The sequence below is a fragment of the Cohnella ginsengisoli genome, from assembly GCF_029525555.1.
Classification (GTDB): Bacteria; Bacillota; Bacilli; order Paenibacillales; family Paenibacillaceae; genus Cohnella; species Cohnella ginsengisoli.
Genome location: NZ_JAPDHZ010000003.1, coordinates 572,684 through 593,502 on the forward strand (window position 1 = coordinate 572,684; position 20,819 = coordinate 593,502).

Sequence of the window (20,819 nt, forward strand, 5' to 3'; positions counted from 1 at the left end):
GTGCAAGTTGAAGTAAAATATCCTTTTAGATTAATACGCTGACGGCGACTCGTTCATCCGACTTGGTCGTTAACTCCGTCTAGCCAATGTTGGAAGAATCATATTCATTCCGCAAACTGCAAACCTGCAGCAAGCTTCTTGCGAGCGCTTACTGCTGCACGAAGAACCATTGCTCGGAAGACCATGACGTATCGGACGGGACGGTCGTTCGATCGCAGGTAACGTATCCGAGCTGCGTCTCATTATTGATAAAACCGTTGTTCGATGCGCTTTTGATCGATTTGGCCGTCGTCGTCGCGGATGAGCTCGCAATCGTCCAGTGGCTCGAGGCGTCGCTTGCCGCGATCGCCGTGCTCTCTACGTTGGTCGCTCCGTTTTTGATGTTCACATATTCTCCCGTTGCTTTGTTGCGAATCCGCGTATAGCTGCCGTACGTCTCCAGGCTCCATAAGTACGAATCTCCGGTCCCGCTGCCGTAATAGACACGGGTGCCTCCGTCATAAAGGAATTGGGTGTCCTTCCAACGGTTCTGAATACGGTAATAAGTCAACGGCGCACCGGTCGTCGTCGGCGACAATACGGCATCGCCGAAGTTGGCCGTATTCGTCCAATTGTCGATCGTACCGTTCCATACGAGCTGGCTGTCGCGGGTGCCGCCGTTGTCGTCGTCGTTAATGCCGATATCGAGGCCGATCGTCGTCCCGCCGGACGGCGTAATGCCCAGATTGCTCCAAGGGATCGCCAATTCCACGCTATATCCGCCCGCGATCGCAGTCCAGCCGTGCAGCACGCCGGAAGTATTGCCGTTCTTTTCAAACAAGGCAGCGTTGTTGTAGCCTTTGATAAACTGTCGGTCGTTGGCGTCGTACGCCGTAGCGTGATTGTTGCCGGGATCGACGTAAATTTCCACCGAATCGTCTTCCCAGCTGTTGGCCGAATCTTTGTACAGGTTGCCGTCGAGCACTTTGACGCCGACATACAAGTAGCTGTTGTTCCACATGACGTCAAAAGTAACCGTGTTGTTGGGCGTGCCGCTCACGCCTTTGTTGACGCCCGTATCTACCGTCCAGCCGGACTCGCTAAGACTGCCGTCCACCGTAATCGGGCCGGTGATGTTCAACGCCGATGCCGTCCCCGAATTCGGATTGTTCGCGATCAGATTGACGACCGTGGCATGAGCAGGTTTCAACGTCCCGTTATAGCGTACGATACCAAAGAAATCTTCCGGATTGGCGGCGTTCGTACCCACATCCTTATACGAATACATGAAGTACGGTCCGCCCGCAAAAGAAAACGACTTCCAAGTATTGTATGCGCTTTCAATGTATTGGGCTTGCTGCGCTTCCGTGACGCCGTTCGTCGTGCTCGTCGGAAATCCGTTCTCCGTCACCCACAGTTTTTTGCTGCCGTCTCCGTTTGCGACCATGACGTTGTACAACTCGGGCGTCTTCAGCAGCCAGTTCCAATTCGTCATGACTGTCGGGTCGTTCGGCCAGGTATACGGATGTACGCCTAAAGCGTCGAAGTAGTTCTTCCCTCCGTTCGCGTATATGCCCGTGACATAGTCCAGCATCGACCAGTCCACGCCGTTCGTCGCGGCCGGCGATAACCCTGTCGATACGACGGTGACGCTCGCACCCAATTGCGTCGCGGCTTGACGAATGCCGTTTGCGCCCGGTATCAGTATTTTATTGACGTAGTTCGCGGGGAAAAGCCTTGAATGTTCGCCTCGTTCCACATTTCGTATTCCGTGATGCCTTTCGGAATATACCGCAGCCCAAGATTGTACGCAAAATTCTGGAAATTGGCCGCGTTCATGGTGGCTGGCGTGCCCGCCCACCCGGGAAGATGGGAGATAACGGGCAGGATCTTGAAGCCCTTGGCAATCGCCGCGTTAACGACGCGGTCCGTCTGCGACCAGTCATACGATGCGGAGCCGCCCGACTGTACGAAACCCCAGCTGAAGTCGAAGCGAATGTACTTTGCGCCCGTAGCCGACATGCCATCCAGCCAGGCGTTCATATCGGCATCGCTCATCGTTAAGATGGAATAACCGGTTGCGAATCCGAAGTTTCCGTTCGCGGGCGCGGCATTCGCGCCATTCGGAGCGATGGACAGAAACGGCAAACAAAGCACGAATGCGAGTAACCAGACCGAAAGACGTTTAAACATAAGTCCAGCTCCTTTTGCTTATTTGGAAGCGCTATCAAAAATGCGGTGACTTAAAGCAAGGATGCAGCTGTCACTCCTATACCAACGTAATCGAATAGGCTCGCCTCCCGTATTAAAATGATAGAACTTGCTTAACGCAATGTTGCGCGGATGTCGCACTGCACGCTCATTTTATCAACGCGGACTTTAAATGGCGATGACGGATCCTCATGTCGTGATGATGCATCCACCGAAGGCATCGACAGCATCAATAAACAAAAAAGAACCTGCGGTCAGCAGATTCTGAAATAAAAACTGTAAATAATGTTAATAAACGACGAATCTTGTCCACGCACCGTCGCGCGATGCGTGCGGGGGGATCTCGCCGCCTATCCAATAGCTGTCGAAACGCATTTATTTCCTTTGATCACAACGCTCTTTAGGCAAATAAGTGTTGTAGCGCACTTAATTTCTCACCTTCGAACATTTTGACACGGTTTTGAACAAAATAATTGCGGTTGGACATTTATTCCTTCCCAGCCCGGTTCAGCGCGCCGATTAACTGCTTTTCAACTGTTATCGCTCCGTTCCGTTTCTGCTTTCGTCTTCCGGTGTTAAGCGGTTCGCGGCCTCCGGCATCGCAGTTCCGTCAGATGGCGTACATGCTACGATAGTTCGTAAAACTTGATCGCCGTACCGCCCAGTACGGCTTCCTTCTCTGCGGCCGATCGCCCCTCCAGGTTGCGAAGCGTCGCTTCCCACACCCGTCCGTAATCGCCCGCGAGATTGGCGACGGGCCAGTCGCTGCCGAACATGAGCCGCTCCGCGCCGAATGCCCGAAACGCCGCTTCCACGGCCGGCCGCCAATCCTCAGCGTCCCAGCGCGCCCAGTCGCAGGCGGTGTTCAGGCCCGAGAGCTTCGCATGCACGTTCGGATAGGCCGCAGCCGCCGCAAGCTGCGATGCCCATTCGCCGAATCCGCCGGCATCGACAATCGGCGGCTTCGCCAAATGATCCAAGGCGAGGCGCAGCCCCGGCACCTTCTCCGCCAAGGCAGGCACGTGGCGCAGATGGTCGGGAAATACAGCGACGACGTCGAACGTCAGCCCGAAGGACGCCAGCACGCGAAGCCCTTCCACTACGTTGTCCCGCACGACCCAGTCCGGGTCCGCTTCGCCATGGATGAGATGGCGGACGCCTTTAAAATACGGGTTCTTAACCAGTCGTTCCAGCTGCCTCCCCGCTTCGTCCGGCCGATCGAGAGGCACCCAGCCGACGACGCCCTTGACGATGTCGTGCGCTGCCGCCATGTCCAGCAAATAATCCGTCTCGGCGCGGTCGTCCGCAGCCTGTACGAGCACCGCGCCCGACACGCCGGCCTCCCGAAGGAGCGGCGCCAGCTCGGGCGGCTCGATGCTGCGGTACAGCTCCGGTTCGTCCGGCGTCGGCCATTCATAACGAATTCTGTCCATATTCCATACATGCGCATGGGCATCGATTCTCATCGCGGACGCACCTCCCGGCTCTATTCCGCGCAGCGCAGCAGGATTTTCATCGCGTCGCCGCCGCTCTCCATTTTTTTAAACCCGTCCGCAAGCCGCTCCAGCGGCAAAATGTCCGTGATCAGCGAAGCCAGCGGGAGCCGTCCCGATGTCGCCAGACCGATCGCGCGCACGAAATCCTCTCTCTCGTATACGCGCGCGCCGAACAATTGCAGCTCCCGGAAGAAGAACCGATGCAAGTCGACGGCCGGCGGCTTGCTGAAAATGCCGACCACGACGATCCGCCCGCGCGTTCGAGGCAGCTTCGTCATCAGCTCGGCGCCCGCGGCAGAGGACGTCACTTCGAAGACGACGTCCGCCCCGGCGCCGCCGGTCAGCGCGTTCACCCGGGCAGCGACGTCCTCCCGCGAAGGATCGACGGTCTCGAAGCCCAGACGGCCGAGCAGCGCCAGCCGGTACGGATTGATCTCGGAGACGAGCACGCGCGCCCCGTTCTCCCGCGCCGCGAACGCGATCAGCGCGCCGATCGGACCGCCGCCGATGACGACGGCCAGCTCTCCTTTTTGCACCGCGCCGATCCGGACGTCATGGCAGGCGACGGCCAGCGGTTCGAGCAGCGCGGCCAGCTCCAGGCTCAACGACTCGGGAATCGGCAGCACGGCGAAGGCGGGGACGGTCCACAGCGTCTGATAAGCGCCGGGCGTCTCGATGCCCAAAAACTTCAGGCGATGGCAAATATGTCCGTACCCCGCCCGGCAAGCCGGGCAGTCTCCGCACGGATGCAGCGGCATGACGGTGACGCGATCGCCCGGCTGCAGTCCATTCACCTCCGCGCCGACATCCTCGATCACGCCCGACATCTCATGGCCCATAATATGAGGCGTCGTCACCCTGGCGTCCATATGGCCGTGATAAATATGCAGATCGGTTCCGCATATCCCGGCGTAGGCGACCCGGATCCGGACCTCCCCCGGTCCCGGGGGGACCGATGCCGCTTCCCCGGCGACAAGCGTCTTGCTTCCATGATAGTAAACGGCTCTCATGACGGCTTTCGCTCCTCTTGGACGATGTCTTCGGCTTCGCGTCGCTACACTTTGGCGTAAGCCTTGCGCTCGATCTCTTCCCAGTCGAACGAATAACCGATTCCCGGCACCTGCGGCGCGGTAATGAAGCCGTCTTCCTCAACCGGGTAGCCGAATCCGATCGGCCCCGTTCCCCACGCCAGCACCTCGAAAAACGTATTGTTGCCGATCCCGCAGGCGAGCTGCACGTTCACCTGGTCTCCGCCGTGGATTTCGGCTTTCATGCCGAAGCTGTCCGCCAGGTGGGCGATCCGCAGCGAGCCCGTGATGCCGCCCTTGAGCACCGTGCCGGTCCGGATTCTGTCGCAGGCGCCGTGTACGATGAAGTCCGCCGCATTGTAATGGCATCCGTCGGACGTCTCGGCAGCGAGCACCGGAATCGTGAGTTCGTCGCACAGCTTCTTGTAGTTCCAGATGCTGAATTCCCGCATCGGCTCCTCGTACCAGTAATAGTCCGCCTGCTCGAGCGCCTTGCCCAGGTAGATCGAATCCTGCAGGTCGAAGCCGGCCGAGCCGTCGTACATGAGGCAAATGTCGTCTCCGACGTGCTTGCGCAGCGCCTGGCACAGCTTGGCGTCGGCGCGCGCGTCGCCCCAAGCGTGCAGCTTGATCGCGCGGTAGCCCTTCTCAAGACAGTAGTCCGCGACCCGAAGATATTCGTCCGTCGTATCGTACGTCACGGTGGAGGCATAAGCCTGCACGCGATCGCGGGAGCCGCCGAGCAGCTGGTACAGCGGCATGCCCGCTTTCTTCGCCGTGATGTCCCAGAGCGCGACGTCAGGCAGTCCCATGTAGTAAATCTGGAATTCCTCGGCCCGGTCGAGCTCCCACATCTCGTGCCAGAGCCGCTCCTTGAGCAGCGGGTCCTTGCCGATCAGCAAGTCCTTCAGCCGGCGCTGCGTATAGTCCACCGTCATCAGACCGCGCTGGGCGACCGCCACGCCTTCGATCCCCTCGTCCGTGATCACGCGCAAAATGCCCATTTCGTTCAAATGCGAGCCTTGCGGCAAACCCTTCCGCCACTTGAACGGAATGGAGACCTCCTGCTTGACGGCATAAGCCTTCACGTCAATGATTTTCACGATCGCTCCCGCCTCTCCCTAGCATCCGATATTGTAGCCGCCGTCGATCGGAATGACGGCCCCGTTGATCCAGGAAGCGCCGCCGCCGCACAAGTACAGGACGGCGTCGGCGATCTGCTCCGGCGCGCCCATGAACGGCTTCGCCTTCTCCTCGTCCGCGAGCCGCTGCGCGACCGCGGGATCGTCGTACATCTGGTGGAACCACTGGTCGATGAGCGGCGTGGCGACGCCGCCCGGCATGAGCGTGTTGACGCGGATGCCCCGGTCCCTGAGATCGAGCGCCAGCCCGCGCGTCATATGGTTCAGGCTCGCCTTGATCGCGTCGTATATGACATTGTCCGGCTTGTTCAACGTACCGTTGATCGAGCCGACATTGACGACGGTCCCTTTGTTCTGCGCGAGCCACGGCAGCGCCCGCTGAACGAGGAAGAACGGCGTCTTCAGGTTGACGAAGAAGAGACGGTCCCAATCCTCGTGGCGGATATCCGCGATCGGCTTGTTGCACACGAGCGCCGCGTTGTTCACGATGCAGTCGACGCGGCCCCATGCGGAGACCGCCGTGTCGACGAGCTTCCCAGGCGCCTCCGGGTCCAGCAGATCGGCCTGCACGAACAGCGCCTCACCGCCGGCGGCCCGAATGCCCGCAGCCGTCGTCTCGCCCGCTTCCCGGTTGCGTCCGTGAACGACGGTACGCATGCCGTGCGCGGCTAGCTTCTCTGCGACGGCTTTGCCGATGCCGCTCGTCGAGCCGGTCACGATCGCCGTTTTGCCTTGCCAGTCAAGCGCCATATCAATCCGCCCCTTGTCCCTCGAGTTGTGATGCCTTATGCAGATGGTCCGACAGTCGGAACAGCAGGGGAACCTGTCTCCAGCTTTCCGCGAAGCAATCGCCAGTCAGGCGATCCCACGCGCGCTCGGCCGATTCGCGCACGATGCGGCCCGCCTTCGCCCGTCCCGGATCGACCTCCCACGTCATGAACAGCGCGAGTCCGTGCCGGTAAATATCGAGGCGTACGAAGCCCTTGTCCCCGAGCTGGGCGGCGATCTCCGCCGGCAGCCGCGCATGCAGCCGTTCGTAGTCCTCGACCTTGTCCGCCCGCAGCGTCGCGACCCAGAGCGATCTCTCGATCATGCGCGCCCTCCTTTCGCTCCAAGAGAAAGCCCGCCCCGGTGAAGGACGGGCTCTGCTGCCGTGCGTTTATTGCTGCCAGGCCGGATCTTTGGCCGCCTTCGCCTGTTCCATCCGGCGCTTGTCGGCGTTTTTGAGCACGTCCTTCGGCTGCATCGCGCCGCTGATCATCGCGCTCATGTCCTTGCCGATATCCATCCATTGCGGGTTGACGTACTTGGCCGTCATCTGCAGCCCGGAGCCCTGCTTCGCGCCGTAAGTGTCAAAAAACTGCTGCTGCTCCGGCGTGAAGCGGCCTTGAATGCCTTCGAAGTTGAGCGCGAGGAACCGCGGCTCGTTGTCGAGGAAATATTGCAGGTTTTCTTGCTCCGTCAGGAACTGGAAGTACTTCTTCGCCTCTTCGATGTGCTTGGAGCCCGAATAGATGAACTTGCTCGGCGCGGCAGGCGCGATGTTCATGATCTGGTTGTCGACGAGCGGGATCGGGAAGTAGCCGAACGTATCCGCTTTCACTTCCGGGAACGCTTTTTCGATCGTCGCCGGCAGGCCCAGGTTGTGCACCGTCATCGCGAACTTGCCGCCGGCCATGTTTTTCTCCGTATCCGCGAACGTATTGGAGAAGTAGCTCTTGCCCATGTAGCCCTTCTTCACGAGCTCGGAAAACTGCGTGAGCGCCTGTTCCATGATCGGCACGTCGGCCAATTGCGCCTGGTTGGCGTTCAGCTTGTCGACGAGGCCCGGGCTTGCTTCCTCGAATTTGGGCCCGATCTCCGGGAACCACAGCACATGGTGCCAGCCGTCCGATACCGGCTCGTAGATCGGCGTGACGCCCGACTTCTGGATCGCTTCGCACACCGCGAGGAATTCGGCGTATGTCTTGGGAACCTGAAGCCCGAGGCTTTCGAAAATTTTCTTGTTGTACACCACGTAATAGTCGTAGGTGGGATCCCAGATGGTCAGCGCGTATACTTTGCCGTTCCAGGTCGCTTGTTCGAGGAACAGCTTGTTTTCCCGCTTCGTCCATTCTTCCCCGCTCAGGTCGACCGCGTTGTTTTCTACGTCGTATAAGGGACCGAGATCGAATTTGCCGTCCTGGCCGCCGAAGATGTCCGGCGCTTCCTTCGAGTTCAGCTTCACCTTCAGCAGGTTCTGATACTGATCGGCCGGCACGATCTGATAATCGATGTGGATGCCGGTCTGCTCCTCGAACTTTTTGGCCAGCTGCATTTCCGATTCCTTGATCCAGTCCTGGCTGGCCGTATAAGTCAAAGTCACTTTTTCTTTCGGCGCTTCGGAGGCCGCGGCCGTGCCGGCTCCGCTTGTGCCGGCGGCGCCGGAAGACGAAGACGCGGCATCTTTGTCGCTTCCGCAGCCGGCCAGCAGGCCGGCGGTCAATCCGAGTACGGTCAGCATGCCCATCGCTTTTTTCATCTGAGGATTCCCCTTAGACTTTATTTTTGTTTGCGCTTTCATTTTAACGGCGCTGCCGAACCGCTTGAAATGCACGATTCCGTTCTCTTGCTTGCACTTTTTTTTACCTCGCCGGCCGTGGCCTGTCTTCGCGCGCGCCGATTCGGCACGCAGCACCGCACGCCTTACAGCAAGCCGCATCCCGCATCAGCCTTTGACCGAGCCTGCCGTCATGCCTGCGATGATGGACCGCTGTCCGAGCAAATACAGCACGACGACAGGCAAGCTGGTCAGTACGATGTCCGCGCTGACGAGATTCCAGTCCATCTGGAATTGCCCGAAGAAGTTGTACACCGACAGCGTCATCGGCCACTGGCTGGCTGAATTGAGGAAGTACAGCGGAAGCAAAAATTCATTCCACGAGTTCAGGAAGGCCAGGATGAACACGGTCACCGCCGCCGGCTTCAGCAGCGGGAAAATAATCTCGAAAAACAGACGGACCGGACCGCACCCGTCGATGATGCCCGCTTCGTCCAGCTCCCTGGGCACGCCGCCGACGAAGCCGTACAGGATGAACACGCTGAGCGGAATTTGCACGGCCGCGTACAGCAGGATGATGCCCGTCTGCGTGTTGATCAGATGGAGGAGCTGCATCGTTTTCGTCAGCGTGAAATAGTTCAGCGGCATCGCCAGGCCCAGCAGCATGAACATGTAGCTGAAGCGGTTCAGGCGATTCGGCTTGCGCGAATAGACGTAGGCGGCCAGCGCGGCGAGCACGACGCACAGCGCGGTGGACAAGCCGGCATACAGCAGGCTGTTCCAGAGCGACTGGGACAGCTTCCCTTTCTCGAACACGACCGCGAAGTTGTCCAGGTGCAGCGACGTGGGCAGATCCATGCCCATCGAGCTCGCTTGCGCCGAATCCTTCAGCGAGTTGATGAGGATCAGCACGAGCGGCGCGATCGTGACGGCGCTCACGATCCATACGAACGCGTTCAGCGACCATCGTTTGACAAGACGCAGGCTCATCGCGCCTCCCCCCTCTCTGCCCATCCATTTGACGACGAAATACCCGAGCACGGTCATGAACATGAACAGCACCGTGGACAACGCCGTTCCGACGCCGTAGCGGCCCATCGAAAATTCCTTGAATACGCCGGTGTAGATGACTTCCGTCGCATAGCCCGGGCCGCCGTTGGTCAGCACGTAGACGGTATCGAAAATTTTCAGCCCGTACAGCATGTTGAGCACGACCGACACGGTCAGCGCCGGGGCCAGCAGCGGAAGCGTGATGTGCCAGATGCGGCTCCAGTAGCCGGCGCCGTCGATCTCCGCCGCTTCGTCGTAGTCCTTCGGAATCGTCTGCAGCCCGGCGAGCAGGATGACCATAATGTAGCCCGCTCCTTTCCAGACGTCGACCGCGATGATGGACTTGAACGCCCACGTAAGATCGGTCAGCCAGTGCTGCGCGAGCGCCCCGAGTCCGACCTCGCGCAGGAACGTATTGAGCAGTCCCGTGTCGGGATGCAGCACCGACTTGAAGATGAGGCCGACGATCAGCATCGGCACGACGGCGGGCATGAACATGACGGCGCGGTGCATGTTTTTGAGCAGGACGCCCTTGATCAGCATCAGCGCCAGGAAGAAGCCGATCACCGTCTTCAGCAAGATCGTCGATACCGTGAATACGAGCGTATTCTTGATATAGGACAAATACATATTCTCTCCCGAGAACACTTGCCTGAAGTTGTCCAGGCCGATGAAGTGAACGGCGGAATCGTAGCTGTTCCAGTCCGTGAAAGCGTACAGGATGCCTGCGACGCCGGGAAACACCAGCAGCAGGACGTAGAGCAGCATGGCGCCGAGCGAGAAGTAATACGGATACGTCCTGTCTTTCAAACTCAACCCCTCCAAACCTGAGCAATCTGAATGCGCTTACTTGTTTTGGTTGCGTTTTCATTATAAAATCGGCGCCATCTCCCCGCCATGCAGAAAACCGACCATCTGCCTTGCACTTATTTTACCTTCGCCCCCCTTTGACAAGGCAGCCGGACAAGACGCACAATGGGGGCATGGAGGTGTCGCATGTTCAGGCGCAGGTCTATCCGATCGGTCCTTTTCGTTGCCTACTCGGTCATTATCGCGCTGATTTTGACCATTTCGCTGCTGCTTTTCTACCTGTGGTCCTCCGACACGCTCCGCAAGCAGGCGGCCGACTCGATCTCCGGCACCTCCTTGTCCGTCAAGGAGAAGCTGGATTTGGAGATTCAAAAAATGGATACGGTTTCGCAAAATATTTTGTATTCCAATCTGGTGAAGGAGCGCTTCCTGAAGTTCTCCGGCAAGAGCGAGGAGAGCGGGAGCAGCGCGGAAGACATCGCCAATACGAAGGAGCTCGCCGAGATTCTCGTCGCCGCCAACGGGCCGGCCATGCCCGTGCAGCAGGTCAATCTGTACGACTTTCAGGGCAATATGTTCGGCTCGGGATTCGATAATCGTCGGACGGCGGTGTCGCTGGTGACGATGCCCTGGTACAAGGAAGTGGTCGCCAACGAGAAAGGCAAGGTGATCACGATTCCCGAGCGCGACGAGCAGCTCACCCACGTGTTGCCGACGCAGGAGGACGCCTACTCCATCTCGCTCCTCCGCCTGTTCATGGACCGGTACAACACGCCGGAAGGGATCGTCGAGGTCAAGCAGTCGGTCGTCAATCTGTTCAAGACGATCGTTCAGTCCCGGCAGGAGGGCGTGATCGTCTACAACGAGCAGGGCGAGCTGATCTACCCTGCGGGGCCCGGCCACGAAGCGGAGTCGGCCTATGTCCGGCAGTTCAGGGAGCGCCCCGGCGGCGGTTCGATCGTCAACCCGGCCACGGGAGAGCGGGAGCTGTTCGCCATCGCGCATTCCGAATTCACGGGCTGGAATTCGGCCGTCATCCTGTCCGAGAAGTCGCTTTTTACGCCGCTTCGCACCTTTACGAAGGCGTTTATCGCGTTTTCCGTCGGCATACTGCTGTTCGCGCTCCTGCTGACGTTCGTGGCGGCCCAGCGCATCACGAAGCCGATCGCCCGCATGCACGCGCTCATCAAATCCACGAATCTGGACAGCATCGCGTCGCCCACCCCGGTCGAGCTGACCAGCGGGCTGAACGAGCTGGACCGGCTGCAGCTGGCATTCGTAAAAATGGGGGAGCGGCTCAAGTACTCCATGGACGAGCTGCTGCTCGCCCAGCAGCAGGAGCTGCAGGCCAAGATGCTGGCGTTGCAGTCGCAGATGAATCCCCATTTCCTGTACAACACGCTGGCGACGATCGGCGTCATGGCCGAAGAGAATATGAACCGGGAGATCGTAGGCATGATCGAAAACTTGTCCGACCTGCTCCGGTATATTTCCTCGGACGGCGACTCGCTGGTCGATCTGGAGACGGAGCTGACCCATACGGAAAAGTTTCTGCGGTGTATCGGCTTCCGCTACGGCAGCCGTCTGTCCTTCGCGCTGGACGCCGACAAGGCGCTCGGTCAAGTTCAGGTGCCCAAGCTGATCGTCCAGCCCCTCGTCGAGAATGCGGTCAAGTACGGGACGAAGGGCGTCCCGCCGTGGCAGATCCGGATTCGGACCTACGCCGAGGGAGCGATGTGGTACGCGGAGGTGCGGGACAACGGCCCCGGCTTCGGCGAGAACGCCCGCCTTCGGCTCGGGGAGGCCGTGGAGCGGATCAATCAGACCGGCCGGGCGCCTGAACCTGGGTCTTGGCGGCATGGGGCTGCTGAACGTTTATATCCGGCTGAAAATGCTGTACGGAGAAAAAATGACGTTCCGCATCGAAGATGCGCCAGAAGGCGGCGCGATCGTGACGATCGGCGGAATGTCGACAACGGGAGGAAACGGAACATGGAACAACAGCCGGTCATCATCCGTACCGTCGTAGCCGAGGACGAGGAGCTGATCCTGCAAAATCTGGTCAAAAAAATCCAGGCCGCCGATCCGGCGTTCCAGGTGGTCGGCACCGCGCTTGACGGCGCAGAAGCGCTCGACTGGCTGGCGCGCACGCCGGTCGACCTGCTGTTCACCGACATTCAGATGCCGATCCTCGACGGCCGCGAGGTCATCCGGGTCGCGCATCTCAAGTTCCCGCACGTGCATAAAGTCGTCATCAGCGGCTACAACGAATTCGAATATGCCCGCCACGCGCTGCAGCACGAGGTCGTCGACTACTTGCTCAAGCCGGTAAAGACCGGGGAGCTCGAGCTGGTGCTGGCGAAAATCAAAATGAAGGTGCAGCAGGAGCGGGGAGAGCGGAATGCGGCGAAGGTGACCACGCTGGACAACCACGCCTACACCCCGGAGGAGATCGTACAATCGGTACAGCAGTTTTTGAAGGACAACTTCGATCGGGATTTGAACCTGGAGGACATCTCGCGGCAGTTCAACTTCAATCCGTCATACCTGACGAAAATATTCATCAAGTATATGGGAGAGCCGCCTTCCAAATATGTGATCACGCTTCGCATTCAGGAAGCCAAGCGGCTGCTCGCCGGCGAGCCGGACTGGACCGTCAAGCAAATCGGCGAGCGGGTCGGCTATCCCGATCCTTATTATTTCAGCCGCATCTTCAAGCAGGTGACAGGCCTCACGCCAAGCGAATACCGCAGTCGCTAAAGCCGCGGGTGGCGCCGGGGATGCCTACTCACAGCAAAATCCGGCGGGGATGCGTATAAATGTTCAGCGAGCTCCCCCCGGATGAAGCCCGCGCACGTAATGCCCAGATCGTCCGCAAGCCGGAGAGCCAGACCGGTCGGCGCCGACTTGGAGAGCAGGACGGGCGAGCCGATCTTCGCCGCTTTGAGCACGACCTCGGAGGACAGGCGGCCGCTGAACGCGATCGCATGGCTTTTGGCCGGTACGCGATGGCGGAGACAGTGGCCGAACAGCTTGTCCAGCGCGTTGTGCCGCCCGATATCGGAGCGCTGTGCCTCGAGCGCGCCGTCCCGGCACAGGGCCGCGTTGTGCACGCCGCCGGTGAGATGAAAATCGGAGGAGCTCTCTTGCAGCTGCCGCATGTACGCCAGGCATTCGTCCGCGGTGACGTTCATGCCTCCGGTGACCGTCTTGGCCGTGCGCGCGTCGTTGTGGAAATAAAATTGTCGGCTCTTGCCGCAGCAGGAGCCGATGAGCCGCTTCGAATAAAAGTCCTTGCCGGTCGATTGGGGGCGATGCAGGCTCACGTAGGCGAAGCCCCGCTCCTCGTCCAGGGACAGCTCGCGAATATCGTCCGCCGAGCGGACGACGCCCTCCGAAGCGAGAAAGCCGACGACGAGGTCCTCGAGCTCGCCCGGAGAGCAGACGAGCGTCGCGAACTCCTCGCCGTCGAGACGGATCGTCAGCGGATACTCCTCCGCGATCGCGTCCTCCCGCTCGGCGACGTCCGTCCCGACGACCTTGATCGTCGGCCAGACCGCGGTTGCCTTCGGATTCATGACGGTACCCTCCTCTTGCTTGGCGCTCCCGCTCATTCCGGCGGCTCCAGCTCCAGCTCCGCCACGCGTTTTTCCACATAACGGGCATCCTTCAACGCATGGTACGCTTCCGCCTTCTCCACGACGACGTACGCATTGTATTCCGGAATGCCCGCGAACGGCTCGTATACCCCTTTCGGAAATAGCGCGTTGCTCTCCGGCCAATACAGTCCGATATTGCCTTGCGCCAGCGGCTCGAACTTGGCCCGCCCGTGGAAGGTGCCGTGCCGGTTGTACGCCACGATCGCCTCCCCCTTCCTCGATCCCCAGCTCGCGGGCGTCGTCCGCGGGCATCAGCACGTCGTACCGGCCCGCGCCGTTGAACGGATCCTTCTCCCCGTAGATCATCGAGTTGAACTGCTTGCCCCGCCGGGTCGTGGCGTAGAACCTCCCTTCGGGCTTGCGCCGCTCGGGCAGCTCGATCGGGAGCAGCCGGCCCTTGCCGTCCGGCGTCGGACAGACGCCGTCCTCGCACAGCCAGGCGCCGCCCCACTGGAATACGTCGCCTCGCCGGGAGAGATGCTGGATGCCGTCGTAGTTCGGCGCCGCCCTCGCGATCTCCGCCCGGATCGCGGCCGCGTCTGCGAAGCGGACCGCCTCCGCGCGCTCCGGCTTCACCCGCGCGGCCAATTCCCCGTAGATCGCCCACTCCGGACGCGCCTCGGCGATCCGCGGCCCTTCGATCTCCGGCGAAAAGTAGACCATCCGCTCCGTCGAGGTCGAGGTGCCTCCGCCCGGCTGCTCGTAGCGCGTCATCGCCGGCAGCACCCATACTTCCTCGCGCGCGTCCGCGAGCGTGGAGGTGTTCAGCACGATGTCCTGATGAATGCGGACATCCACGCGCTCCAGGCAGCGCCGGACGAAGTCCGGATCGGGCATCGTCTCCAGAAAATTGCCGCCGGAGGTGTAGAACACCTTTAGCTTGCGTTCGTGCGCGTCCGGCAGCAGCGCGTTCTCCAGCGACACGCCGACGATGTCGCCCTGCCAGCGCGGCAGCTCGAAGCCCCACAGCCGCTCCACGCGGCCGACGTCGTCGCCCGCGAACTCGCCGCCCGGCAGGCTGAACGGGTCCGCGCCCATCTCGCCGGAGCCCTGCACGCCGCTGTGGCCCCGGATCGGCATGACGCCGCAATGCGCGCGGCCGATAAAGCCGCGCAGCAGCGCCAGGTTCGCCACCTGCGAGATATTGTCCGTGCCGAACCGGTGCTGCGTCAGCCCCATGCTCCATACGAACACGCCCGAGCGGGCGCGGGCCAGCAGCTCGGCGAATGCTGTCATCCGTTCCCGCGGCAGACCGGAAGCCCGTTCGAGCGGCTCCCAATCCTGCTGTCGGACATGCGCCTTCAGCGCTTCGTAGCCGGTCGCGTGCGCGCGGACGAACGCATGGTCGATCGCGGAGCCGGGACGCGCCTCCTCCATATCGAACCACGCCTTCATGACGCCGTGCATGAACGCGATATCGCCGCCGATGTTCACCTGATAGAAGTCGTCGGCCAGCTTCGTGCCGAACAGCGCCGATTCGGGAATGGACGGGATCCAGTAGTCCTCCATGCCCGGCTCCCGGTACGGGTTGATCACGATGATCTTCGTGCCCTTGCGCTTGGCCGCGTACATGTATTTGGTCGAGACGGGCTGGTTGTTGGACGCGACGCTGCCCCAGAACACAAGTACGTCCGTGCCGATCCAGTCCTTGTAATTGCAGCTGGATGCGCCGATGCCGAGCGACCGCTTCAGCGCGGTCTTGGAAGGGGAATGGCAGATTCGCGACGCGTTGTCGATGTTGTTCGTGCCGATATAGCGCGCGGCCTTGGCCGCCGCGTAATAGGACTCGTTGGTGATGCCCCGGGCCGTCAGGTAGAACGCGAGCTGCTTCGGATCGATGCCGCGAATCTTGGCCGCGATCCGGTCCATCGCCTCGTCCCACGACGCGCGACGGAAGACGCGGCTCCCTCGCTCGCGGACGAGCGGATAAGGCAGCCGGCCGAGCTTCCTCAACTGCGTGCTGTCCAGCTTGCGCAGCTCCTCGATGTCCGCATGCAGCACACTCGGCTCGATCGCGGGCATCGTATTCAGCCGAAGAACGTTCAGCCTTGTCGTGCACACATGCGGTCCCGCCAGCGTCCGGTCGTACAGGCCGGAGACGCCGAGCGCGCATCCGTCGCATACGCCCTGGGTGAGGATGCGGTATGCATACGGCAGATTGTCGCGGTTGTCCCACGCCACCTTGAACGTATCGCGGATATGCTTCGGTTTGATTTTGCCCAGTCCGAACGGGACCCGGCTGACCCACAGCTTCGGATCGGGCCGCCCCGGCAGCTTCATCGGTCCGGTATGCTTCGTCTTGCCCATACTGCGTCCCCCTCCTCCACGCCTGCAATCTAATATAATGAGAGCCTTCACATTGCGAGAACGGCAGGTTCGCTCCGGAGACAAAAAGAAAACGGGGATGCGTCCATCCCCGTATCCATCCCCGTGCTCGCCCCCGCAGTCGCATCGCCCTCGTCGCTTGCCCGCGGTTAAATCTCCGATTCATGCCCGGCGGGCGCGTGGCGTTCGTAGGGTTTCCACCGCGACTGCGGCGTGACCGCCGCCTGGCCCGGCCAAGGCCGAGCCGTCGTCCAGTCCGCTGCGGAACGCCATACAACGCCCCAGATTTCCTCGACCGTCCCGTAATCCACCGGAGGAAAGCGCGCCTCCCCCGAGCTCCGCCTTGATCCCGTCCACCTCCCGGCACAAGCTGTCCAGACAGGCCTCCATGATCGCCCGGCCCCGTTCGGCAGTCGCCTGGTCGGCGTCCGCCGCCAGCGCCAGCCGGCCGCCGGAGCCCGCTTGATCCTCAAGCACCCTTGCTTCCATGTCGATCAGATCCGGACGCAGGTACATCAGCTGCGAGATCTCATCAGGAGCCCGCATGATCCCCCTCGTACAGCCCCTCCACCAGTTCGGGGTCGCTCCGCACCCACACTTGCACCGGCACCCGCTTCATGAACTGCTCCGCCGCCAGCCGCAGGTCCAGTTGATTGCCCCCGCTGTGCCCGCTGACGACGACGATCGTCGAGAAGCCCGCATTCGCGAAGGCGCGCAGCTGATACAGGAAGAGATGAAGCATCACGGCGGGCGGGATGCCCGTCATGTGCGGATTTTCCTCGCCGACCTCCTCCTCGAGCCATCTCGCGTGGTAACCCGCTTCGTGGATGTGATAGCCCATGGAGGGGGCTACGATGCCCCCCTCCCTGCGCGCCGCCTCTTCGCACAGCCATTCGGCCTTGATCGTGTCGAGACCGAAGGCGCTGACCTGCCCGTGCGGCTCGCATAGCCCAAGCGGCAGATAGACGACCGGGCATGCCTCTTGACGTTGCTTGAATTCGTGCGGCAGCAGCTCCGCCCATAGAACCTTAGTTCCAGTACTTGGTTTCATACAGGTTTCTCACCCATCTGTAATGGCGCCGGATCTCTTCGAACACGTCGTCCGGCAGAGGCCCGCAGCCTGCCGCGGCGATGTTCTCGTCGGCATATTGCTTCACGTGCATGGAGCTGATGGCCGTCGTCACGCCCGGATGCTGAAGCACGAACCGGATGGCCAGCTCCGCCAGGCTGCCCGCGTACTTGGGCACGAACGCTTCCTTCAGCTTGTTCACGCGGTCGATATAGACGCCGCGCGGCAAGTAGTCGAAGTAGTTTTTGCGGAAGTCGCCTTCCTCGAAGACGGTGTCCGCCTTCAGGAAGCCGGTCAGCCCGCCTTCGTCCAGAATGCAGCGGGCGATGACGGCTACGTTGTTTTCCTGGCAGATCGGGATCAGACTGTCCAGGGGCAGCGGATCGAAAATGTGGAACACCGTCTGTACGGCGTCGATCTTCCCGGTTTGCACGAGCGTCAGCGCAAGATCGTGGCGCTGGTCGGGCAAGGAGATGCCGATGCCTCGAATCTTGCCCTCCTGCTTCAGCTGCAGCAGCTCCTCCATCCAGTAATCGGCTTTGTCCCATTGCGGCCAATATTGGTGGAGCTGCATCAGGTCGATCGTCTCCACGCCCAGCAGGCGGAGGGACGTCTCCGTGCTCTCTCGCAGCCATCCTTTCGGAAAGGCCGTCTCCACGGGGATCGGCTGGCCCCAGCCAAGATTGCCTGGACCCTTCGACTGGATTTTAGAAGCGATAAACGGCCGTTCGCCGCTCCATTCCTTCAGCGCCAGCCCGAGGATGCGCTCCGACTCCCCGTAGTTGCGCGCGGTGTCGATCAGATTCACGCCTTGATCGAGGCTGTGCAGGACGGAGCGGATCAGGTCCTTCTCGTCGAAGGCGCCGAACACGCCGCCGAGTCCCATCGCGCCGAAGCCGAGCCGGGACACGCGCGTGCCGAGTTTGCCAAACGGATTATATTGCAAAGCATTCATTCCTTTCGGATAGAGGGTCAATTAGGCCCGCAATAGCGCCTTCAAACGAATTCCGGCATCCGCCAGCGATTCCGGGGACGGGTGGGCCCTTTGCTCGATGAGCATCTCGGCCAGACGAATCTCCTTGCCGATGCCGGCCGTTCCCATCGCGCTGGCGGATACGAGGCGGCCGTCGCCGTCGAGGTGAAAATACAGCTTGCCGGCTTCGCCCAGATCGCGCAGCACGGTCGTATGGGACGGCTCGGACAGTCCGGACACCTGAAGCGTCCGGTCGTATTGGTCCGACCAGAACCACGGGACAGCCCCGTCAGGGGCGCGGTCGCCGAGCATATTGCCGGCGACATGGGTGCCCTGGTCCTGCGCGTTGCGCCACGCCTCCAGCCGGATACGCTTCCCGTACAGCGGATGCGGGAACGAGCAGCAATCGCCGGCGGCGAAAATGTCGGGATCCGACGTGGCCAGGCATTCGTCCGCCTTCACGCCGTTGTCGAGCTCGAGGCCGCATTCGGCCGCCAGCGTCGTCTCCGGCACCGCGCCGATGCCCGTGACGACGGCGTCGCACCGCACCCGGCTGCCGTCGGCCAGCGCGATGACATATTCGCCGTCCTCGCGATTCACGCTGTCGATCGGGATCCCGATCCTGAAGTCCACGCCGTTGGCGCGATGCAGCGCCTCCACTGTCGCGGCGATCGCTTCGGGCACGCCGCGCATCAGAATTCGGGGCGCCACCTCGATCACGGTCGCTTCGCAGCCTGCCGCGCGGGCGCTGGCCGCCGTCTCCAGGCCGATGAAGCCGCCCCCGATGACGACGATCCGCCTGCCGGCGGCCAGACGGCTTCGAATCGCCAGCGCGTCTTCGAATTTACGCAAATACAGCATGTCGCCGGAGGCGTCGCCCGGCAAGGTCAGCTTGCGCGGGTTGGCGCCGGTCGCCAGCAGAAGCCGCTCATAGGGCAGCTTGCCGCCGCCCGCGAGCAAGACCTCGTGGCTCGCGCGGTCGATCCGGACGGCGGCGTCGCCTGACACGAGCCGGATGCCGAGCGCATCCAGCCGCGGACGATCCAGGATCGTGACGGGCGCGGGCGCCTCTTCCCCCGACAGCGCCTGCTTCGACAGGGGCGGGCGCTCGTAAGGCGCGTGACGCTCGTCTCCGACGAGGGTGACTTCGCCCGTCCAGCCGCGCGAACGCAATTCCGCCGCCGCCCGTGCGCCGGCTTCGCCCGCTCCCACGATGACCATTCCGTAATTATTCATGAGGGTTGCTCCTTAGCAGTCAGATCTGGATATAAACTTTGCCGCTTTCCACTTTGACGGGATACGTTTTCAGATCCACGCACACCGGCGCGCGCTTGGCGGAGCCGGTCGGGATGTCGAAGCGGCCGTTGTGCTTGGGACACTCGATCGTGCTGCCCATGACCAGGCCGTTCGACAGGTGGAACCGTTCATGCGTGCAATAGCCGTCCGTCGCGTAAAAATCGCCTTTATCCGTCCGATAGACGGCAAACGTCCGGTCTCCGTGATCGAACCGGATCACGTCCTCTTCTTCGATGTCGTCCGTTTCGCAAGCTTCGATCCATTCGGTTTGCGCCATGGTGTCCAGCTCCTTTTATGAGTTTGGAAAGTATGCGTTTGTAACATGCGGCCGAGCCGGCCTCAGCTTGTGCGCCATTTGGGGTCCGGAACGTTCGATACGCCGTAGTAATAGGGATTCGCGGTCGACGGCAGCGGCTTCACGATGACATAGGCAGGGTCGCTTTTTTTGCCTTCGCAGCGCGACGAACACCTCCTTCAGGGCCGGGAACAGTCCGGGCCGCGGCGCCGGGCAATCGTGCTTCATCGCCTCGTGAAGCTGCGGCAGCTGATGGTACGGCACCATCGGGAACATGTGGTGCTCGATATGATAGTTCATGTTCCAGTACAGGAACCGCAGGACGGGGTTCAAATACATCGTCCTCGTGTTCAGGCGGTGGTCCAGCACGTCCTCGTACAAGCCGAGGTGCTGGGTCATGGCATACAGAATGACGATGATCGAGCCGTAGAAAGAAGGCAAAAACACGAACATGGCCGGCAAAACGCTTTTGGTGAACACGCACAGCGCGACGACGGCGAGCAGAATGAACAGGTAGATGCGGGCTTCCCAATAGGTCTTGCGGCGCTCGGAGGCCGGAATGTACTCGTTTTCCGTGCGATCCACCTTGCCCGCGGCGTGCAGGAAAAATCGCTTGAGCTCCTTCGGCCCGCCGTACAGGTGGGCCACCTCCATGATGAGCACCTTCCATACCGGAGGCCGCTCCGTCAAAATCTCAGGGTCGCGCCCGACGATGAACGTATCGGTATGATGGCGGGTGTGGCTCCAGCGCCAGGGCGTCGCCGAGCGGAGCATCATGAACGAAGCGATCTGGTAGACGGCCTCGTTCATCCACGGCGTCTTGAACGCCGTGCCGTGGCCGCATTCGTGCCATCTGGAGTCGGCCGGCGTCGCGTACAGAATGCCGTAGGCCAAAAACGCGGGCACCGCCCACCAGGTTCCCCAGGACAGATACGCCAGATATCCGA

16 protein-coding genes and 2 pseudogenes are annotated in these 20,819 nt (G+C 61.2%); 1 reads left to right on the forward strand and 17 read right to left on the reverse strand.

Annotated features, from left to right (window positions below; genetic code table 11):
- Positions 1-148 precede the first annotated feature (148 nt).
- From OMP38_RS13790 to OMP38_RS13830, 9 genes are all read right to left on the reverse strand, one after another.
- A complete protein-coding gene (locus OMP38_RS13790) occupies positions 149-1,738 on the reverse strand; it encodes a sugar-binding protein (protein WP_277565661.1) in 1,590 nt (529 codons plus the stop codon).
- Entirely contained in the window at positions 1,681-2,172 is a 492-nt protein-coding gene (locus OMP38_RS13795; RefSeq protein ID WP_277565662.1) for a family 14 glycosylhydrolase, read from the reverse strand. The genes OMP38_RS13790 and OMP38_RS13795 overlap by 58 nt, the downstream gene beginning before the upstream one ends.
- Positions 2,173-2,816: 644 nt before the next feature.
- Positions 2,817-3,656 (reverse strand): amidohydrolase family protein, encoded by an 840-nt coding sequence (locus OMP38_RS13800; protein WP_277565663.1) that lies wholly within the window; start codon positions 3,654-3,656, stop codon positions 2,817-2,819.
- A gap of 20 nt (positions 3,657-3,676) precedes the next feature.
- Entirely contained in the window at positions 3,677-4,696 is a 1,020-nt protein-coding gene (locus OMP38_RS13805) for a zinc-dependent alcohol dehydrogenase (protein WP_277565664.1), read from the reverse strand.
- 44 nt (positions 4,697-4,740) lie between these two features.
- Positions 4,741-5,817, reverse strand: coding sequence for an enolase C-terminal domain-like protein (locus OMP38_RS13810; RefSeq protein WP_277565665.1), 1,077 nt, complete (start codon positions 5,815-5,817; stop codon positions 4,741-4,743).
- 18 nt (positions 5,818-5,835) lie between these two features.
- The gene (locus OMP38_RS13815) at positions 5,836-6,606 is read right to left on the reverse strand and encodes an SDR family NAD(P)-dependent oxidoreductase (protein WP_277565666.1); all 771 of its coding nucleotides are present in this window, start codon (positions 6,604-6,606) and stop codon (positions 5,836-5,838) included.
- A 1-nt stretch (position 6,607) separates the two neighbouring features.
- Positions 6,608-6,949 carry an L-rhamnose mutarotase gene (locus OMP38_RS13820; protein WP_277565667.1) on the reverse strand — a complete coding sequence of 114 codons (342 nt, stop codon included), beginning with the start codon at positions 6,947-6,949 and terminating at the stop codon, positions 6,608-6,610.
- A gap of 66 nt (positions 6,950-7,015) precedes the next feature.
- Positions 7,016-8,377 (reverse strand): ABC transporter substrate-binding protein, encoded by a 1,362-nt coding sequence (locus tag OMP38_RS13825; RefSeq protein ID WP_277565668.1) that lies wholly within the window; start codon positions 8,375-8,377, stop codon positions 7,016-7,018.
- Positions 8,378-8,563: 186 nt separating this feature from the next.
- Complete coding sequence (locus tag OMP38_RS13830; protein WP_277565669.1) at positions 8,564-10,255, reverse strand: ABC transporter permease; 1,692 nt, start codon at positions 10,253-10,255, stop codon at positions 8,564-8,566.
- A 186-nt stretch (positions 10,256-10,441) separates the two neighbouring features.
- On the opposite strand from OMP38_RS13830, the gene OMP38_RS13835 reads away from it, so the two are divergent.
- Complete coding sequence (locus tag OMP38_RS13835) at positions 10,442-13,015, forward strand: AraC family transcriptional regulator (protein ID WP_277565670.1); 2,574 nt, start codon at positions 10,442-10,444, stop codon at positions 13,013-13,015.
- A 28-nt stretch (positions 13,016-13,043) separates the two neighbouring features.
- Here the strand turns inward: OMP38_RS13835 and fdhD are convergent.
- From fdhD to OMP38_RS13875, 8 genes and pseudogenes are all read right to left on the reverse strand, one after another.
- Positions 13,044-13,833, reverse strand: a pseudogene (gene fdhD / locus OMP38_RS13840) (formate dehydrogenase accessory sulfurtransferase FdhD).
- 32 nt (positions 13,834-13,865) lie between these two features.
- A pseudogene (locus tag OMP38_RS13845) lies at positions 13,866-16,221 on the reverse strand (FdhF/YdeP family oxidoreductase).
- Positions 16,222-16,401: 180 nt separating this feature from the next.
- Positions 16,402-16,785, reverse strand: a complete 384-nt coding sequence (locus tag OMP38_RS13850) for a hypothetical protein (protein WP_277565671.1) — start codon at positions 16,783-16,785, stop codon at positions 16,402-16,404.
- Positions 16,772-17,290 (reverse strand): creatininase family protein, encoded by a 519-nt coding sequence (locus OMP38_RS13855; RefSeq protein ID WP_277565672.1) that lies wholly within the window; start codon positions 17,288-17,290, stop codon positions 16,772-16,774. Before OMP38_RS13855 ends, OMP38_RS13850 begins: the two co-directional genes overlap by 14 nt.
- Positions 17,268-18,254 (reverse strand): aldo/keto reductase, encoded by a 987-nt coding sequence (locus OMP38_RS13860; protein WP_277565673.1) that lies wholly within the window; start codon positions 18,252-18,254, stop codon positions 17,268-17,270. Before OMP38_RS13860 ends, OMP38_RS13855 begins: the two co-directional genes overlap by 23 nt.
- A 30-nt stretch (positions 18,255-18,284) precedes the next feature.
- Positions 18,285-19,517, reverse strand: a complete 1,233-nt coding sequence (locus tag OMP38_RS13865; protein WP_277565674.1) for an NAD(P)/FAD-dependent oxidoreductase — start codon at positions 19,515-19,517, stop codon at positions 18,285-18,287.
- Between the two features lie 19 nt (positions 19,518-19,536).
- Positions 19,537-19,854 carry a MocE family 2Fe-2S type ferredoxin gene (locus OMP38_RS13870; RefSeq protein WP_277565675.1) on the reverse strand — a complete coding sequence of 106 codons (318 nt, stop codon included), beginning with the start codon at positions 19,852-19,854 and terminating at the stop codon, positions 19,537-19,539.
- A 15-nt stretch (positions 19,855-19,869) separates the two neighbouring features.
- Positions 19,870-20,766 carry a fatty acid desaturase gene (locus OMP38_RS13875; protein ID WP_277565676.1) on the reverse strand — a complete coding sequence of 299 codons (897 nt, stop codon included), beginning with the start codon at positions 20,764-20,766 and terminating at the stop codon, positions 19,870-19,872.
- Between the last annotated feature and the right edge of the window lie 53 nt (positions 20,767-20,819).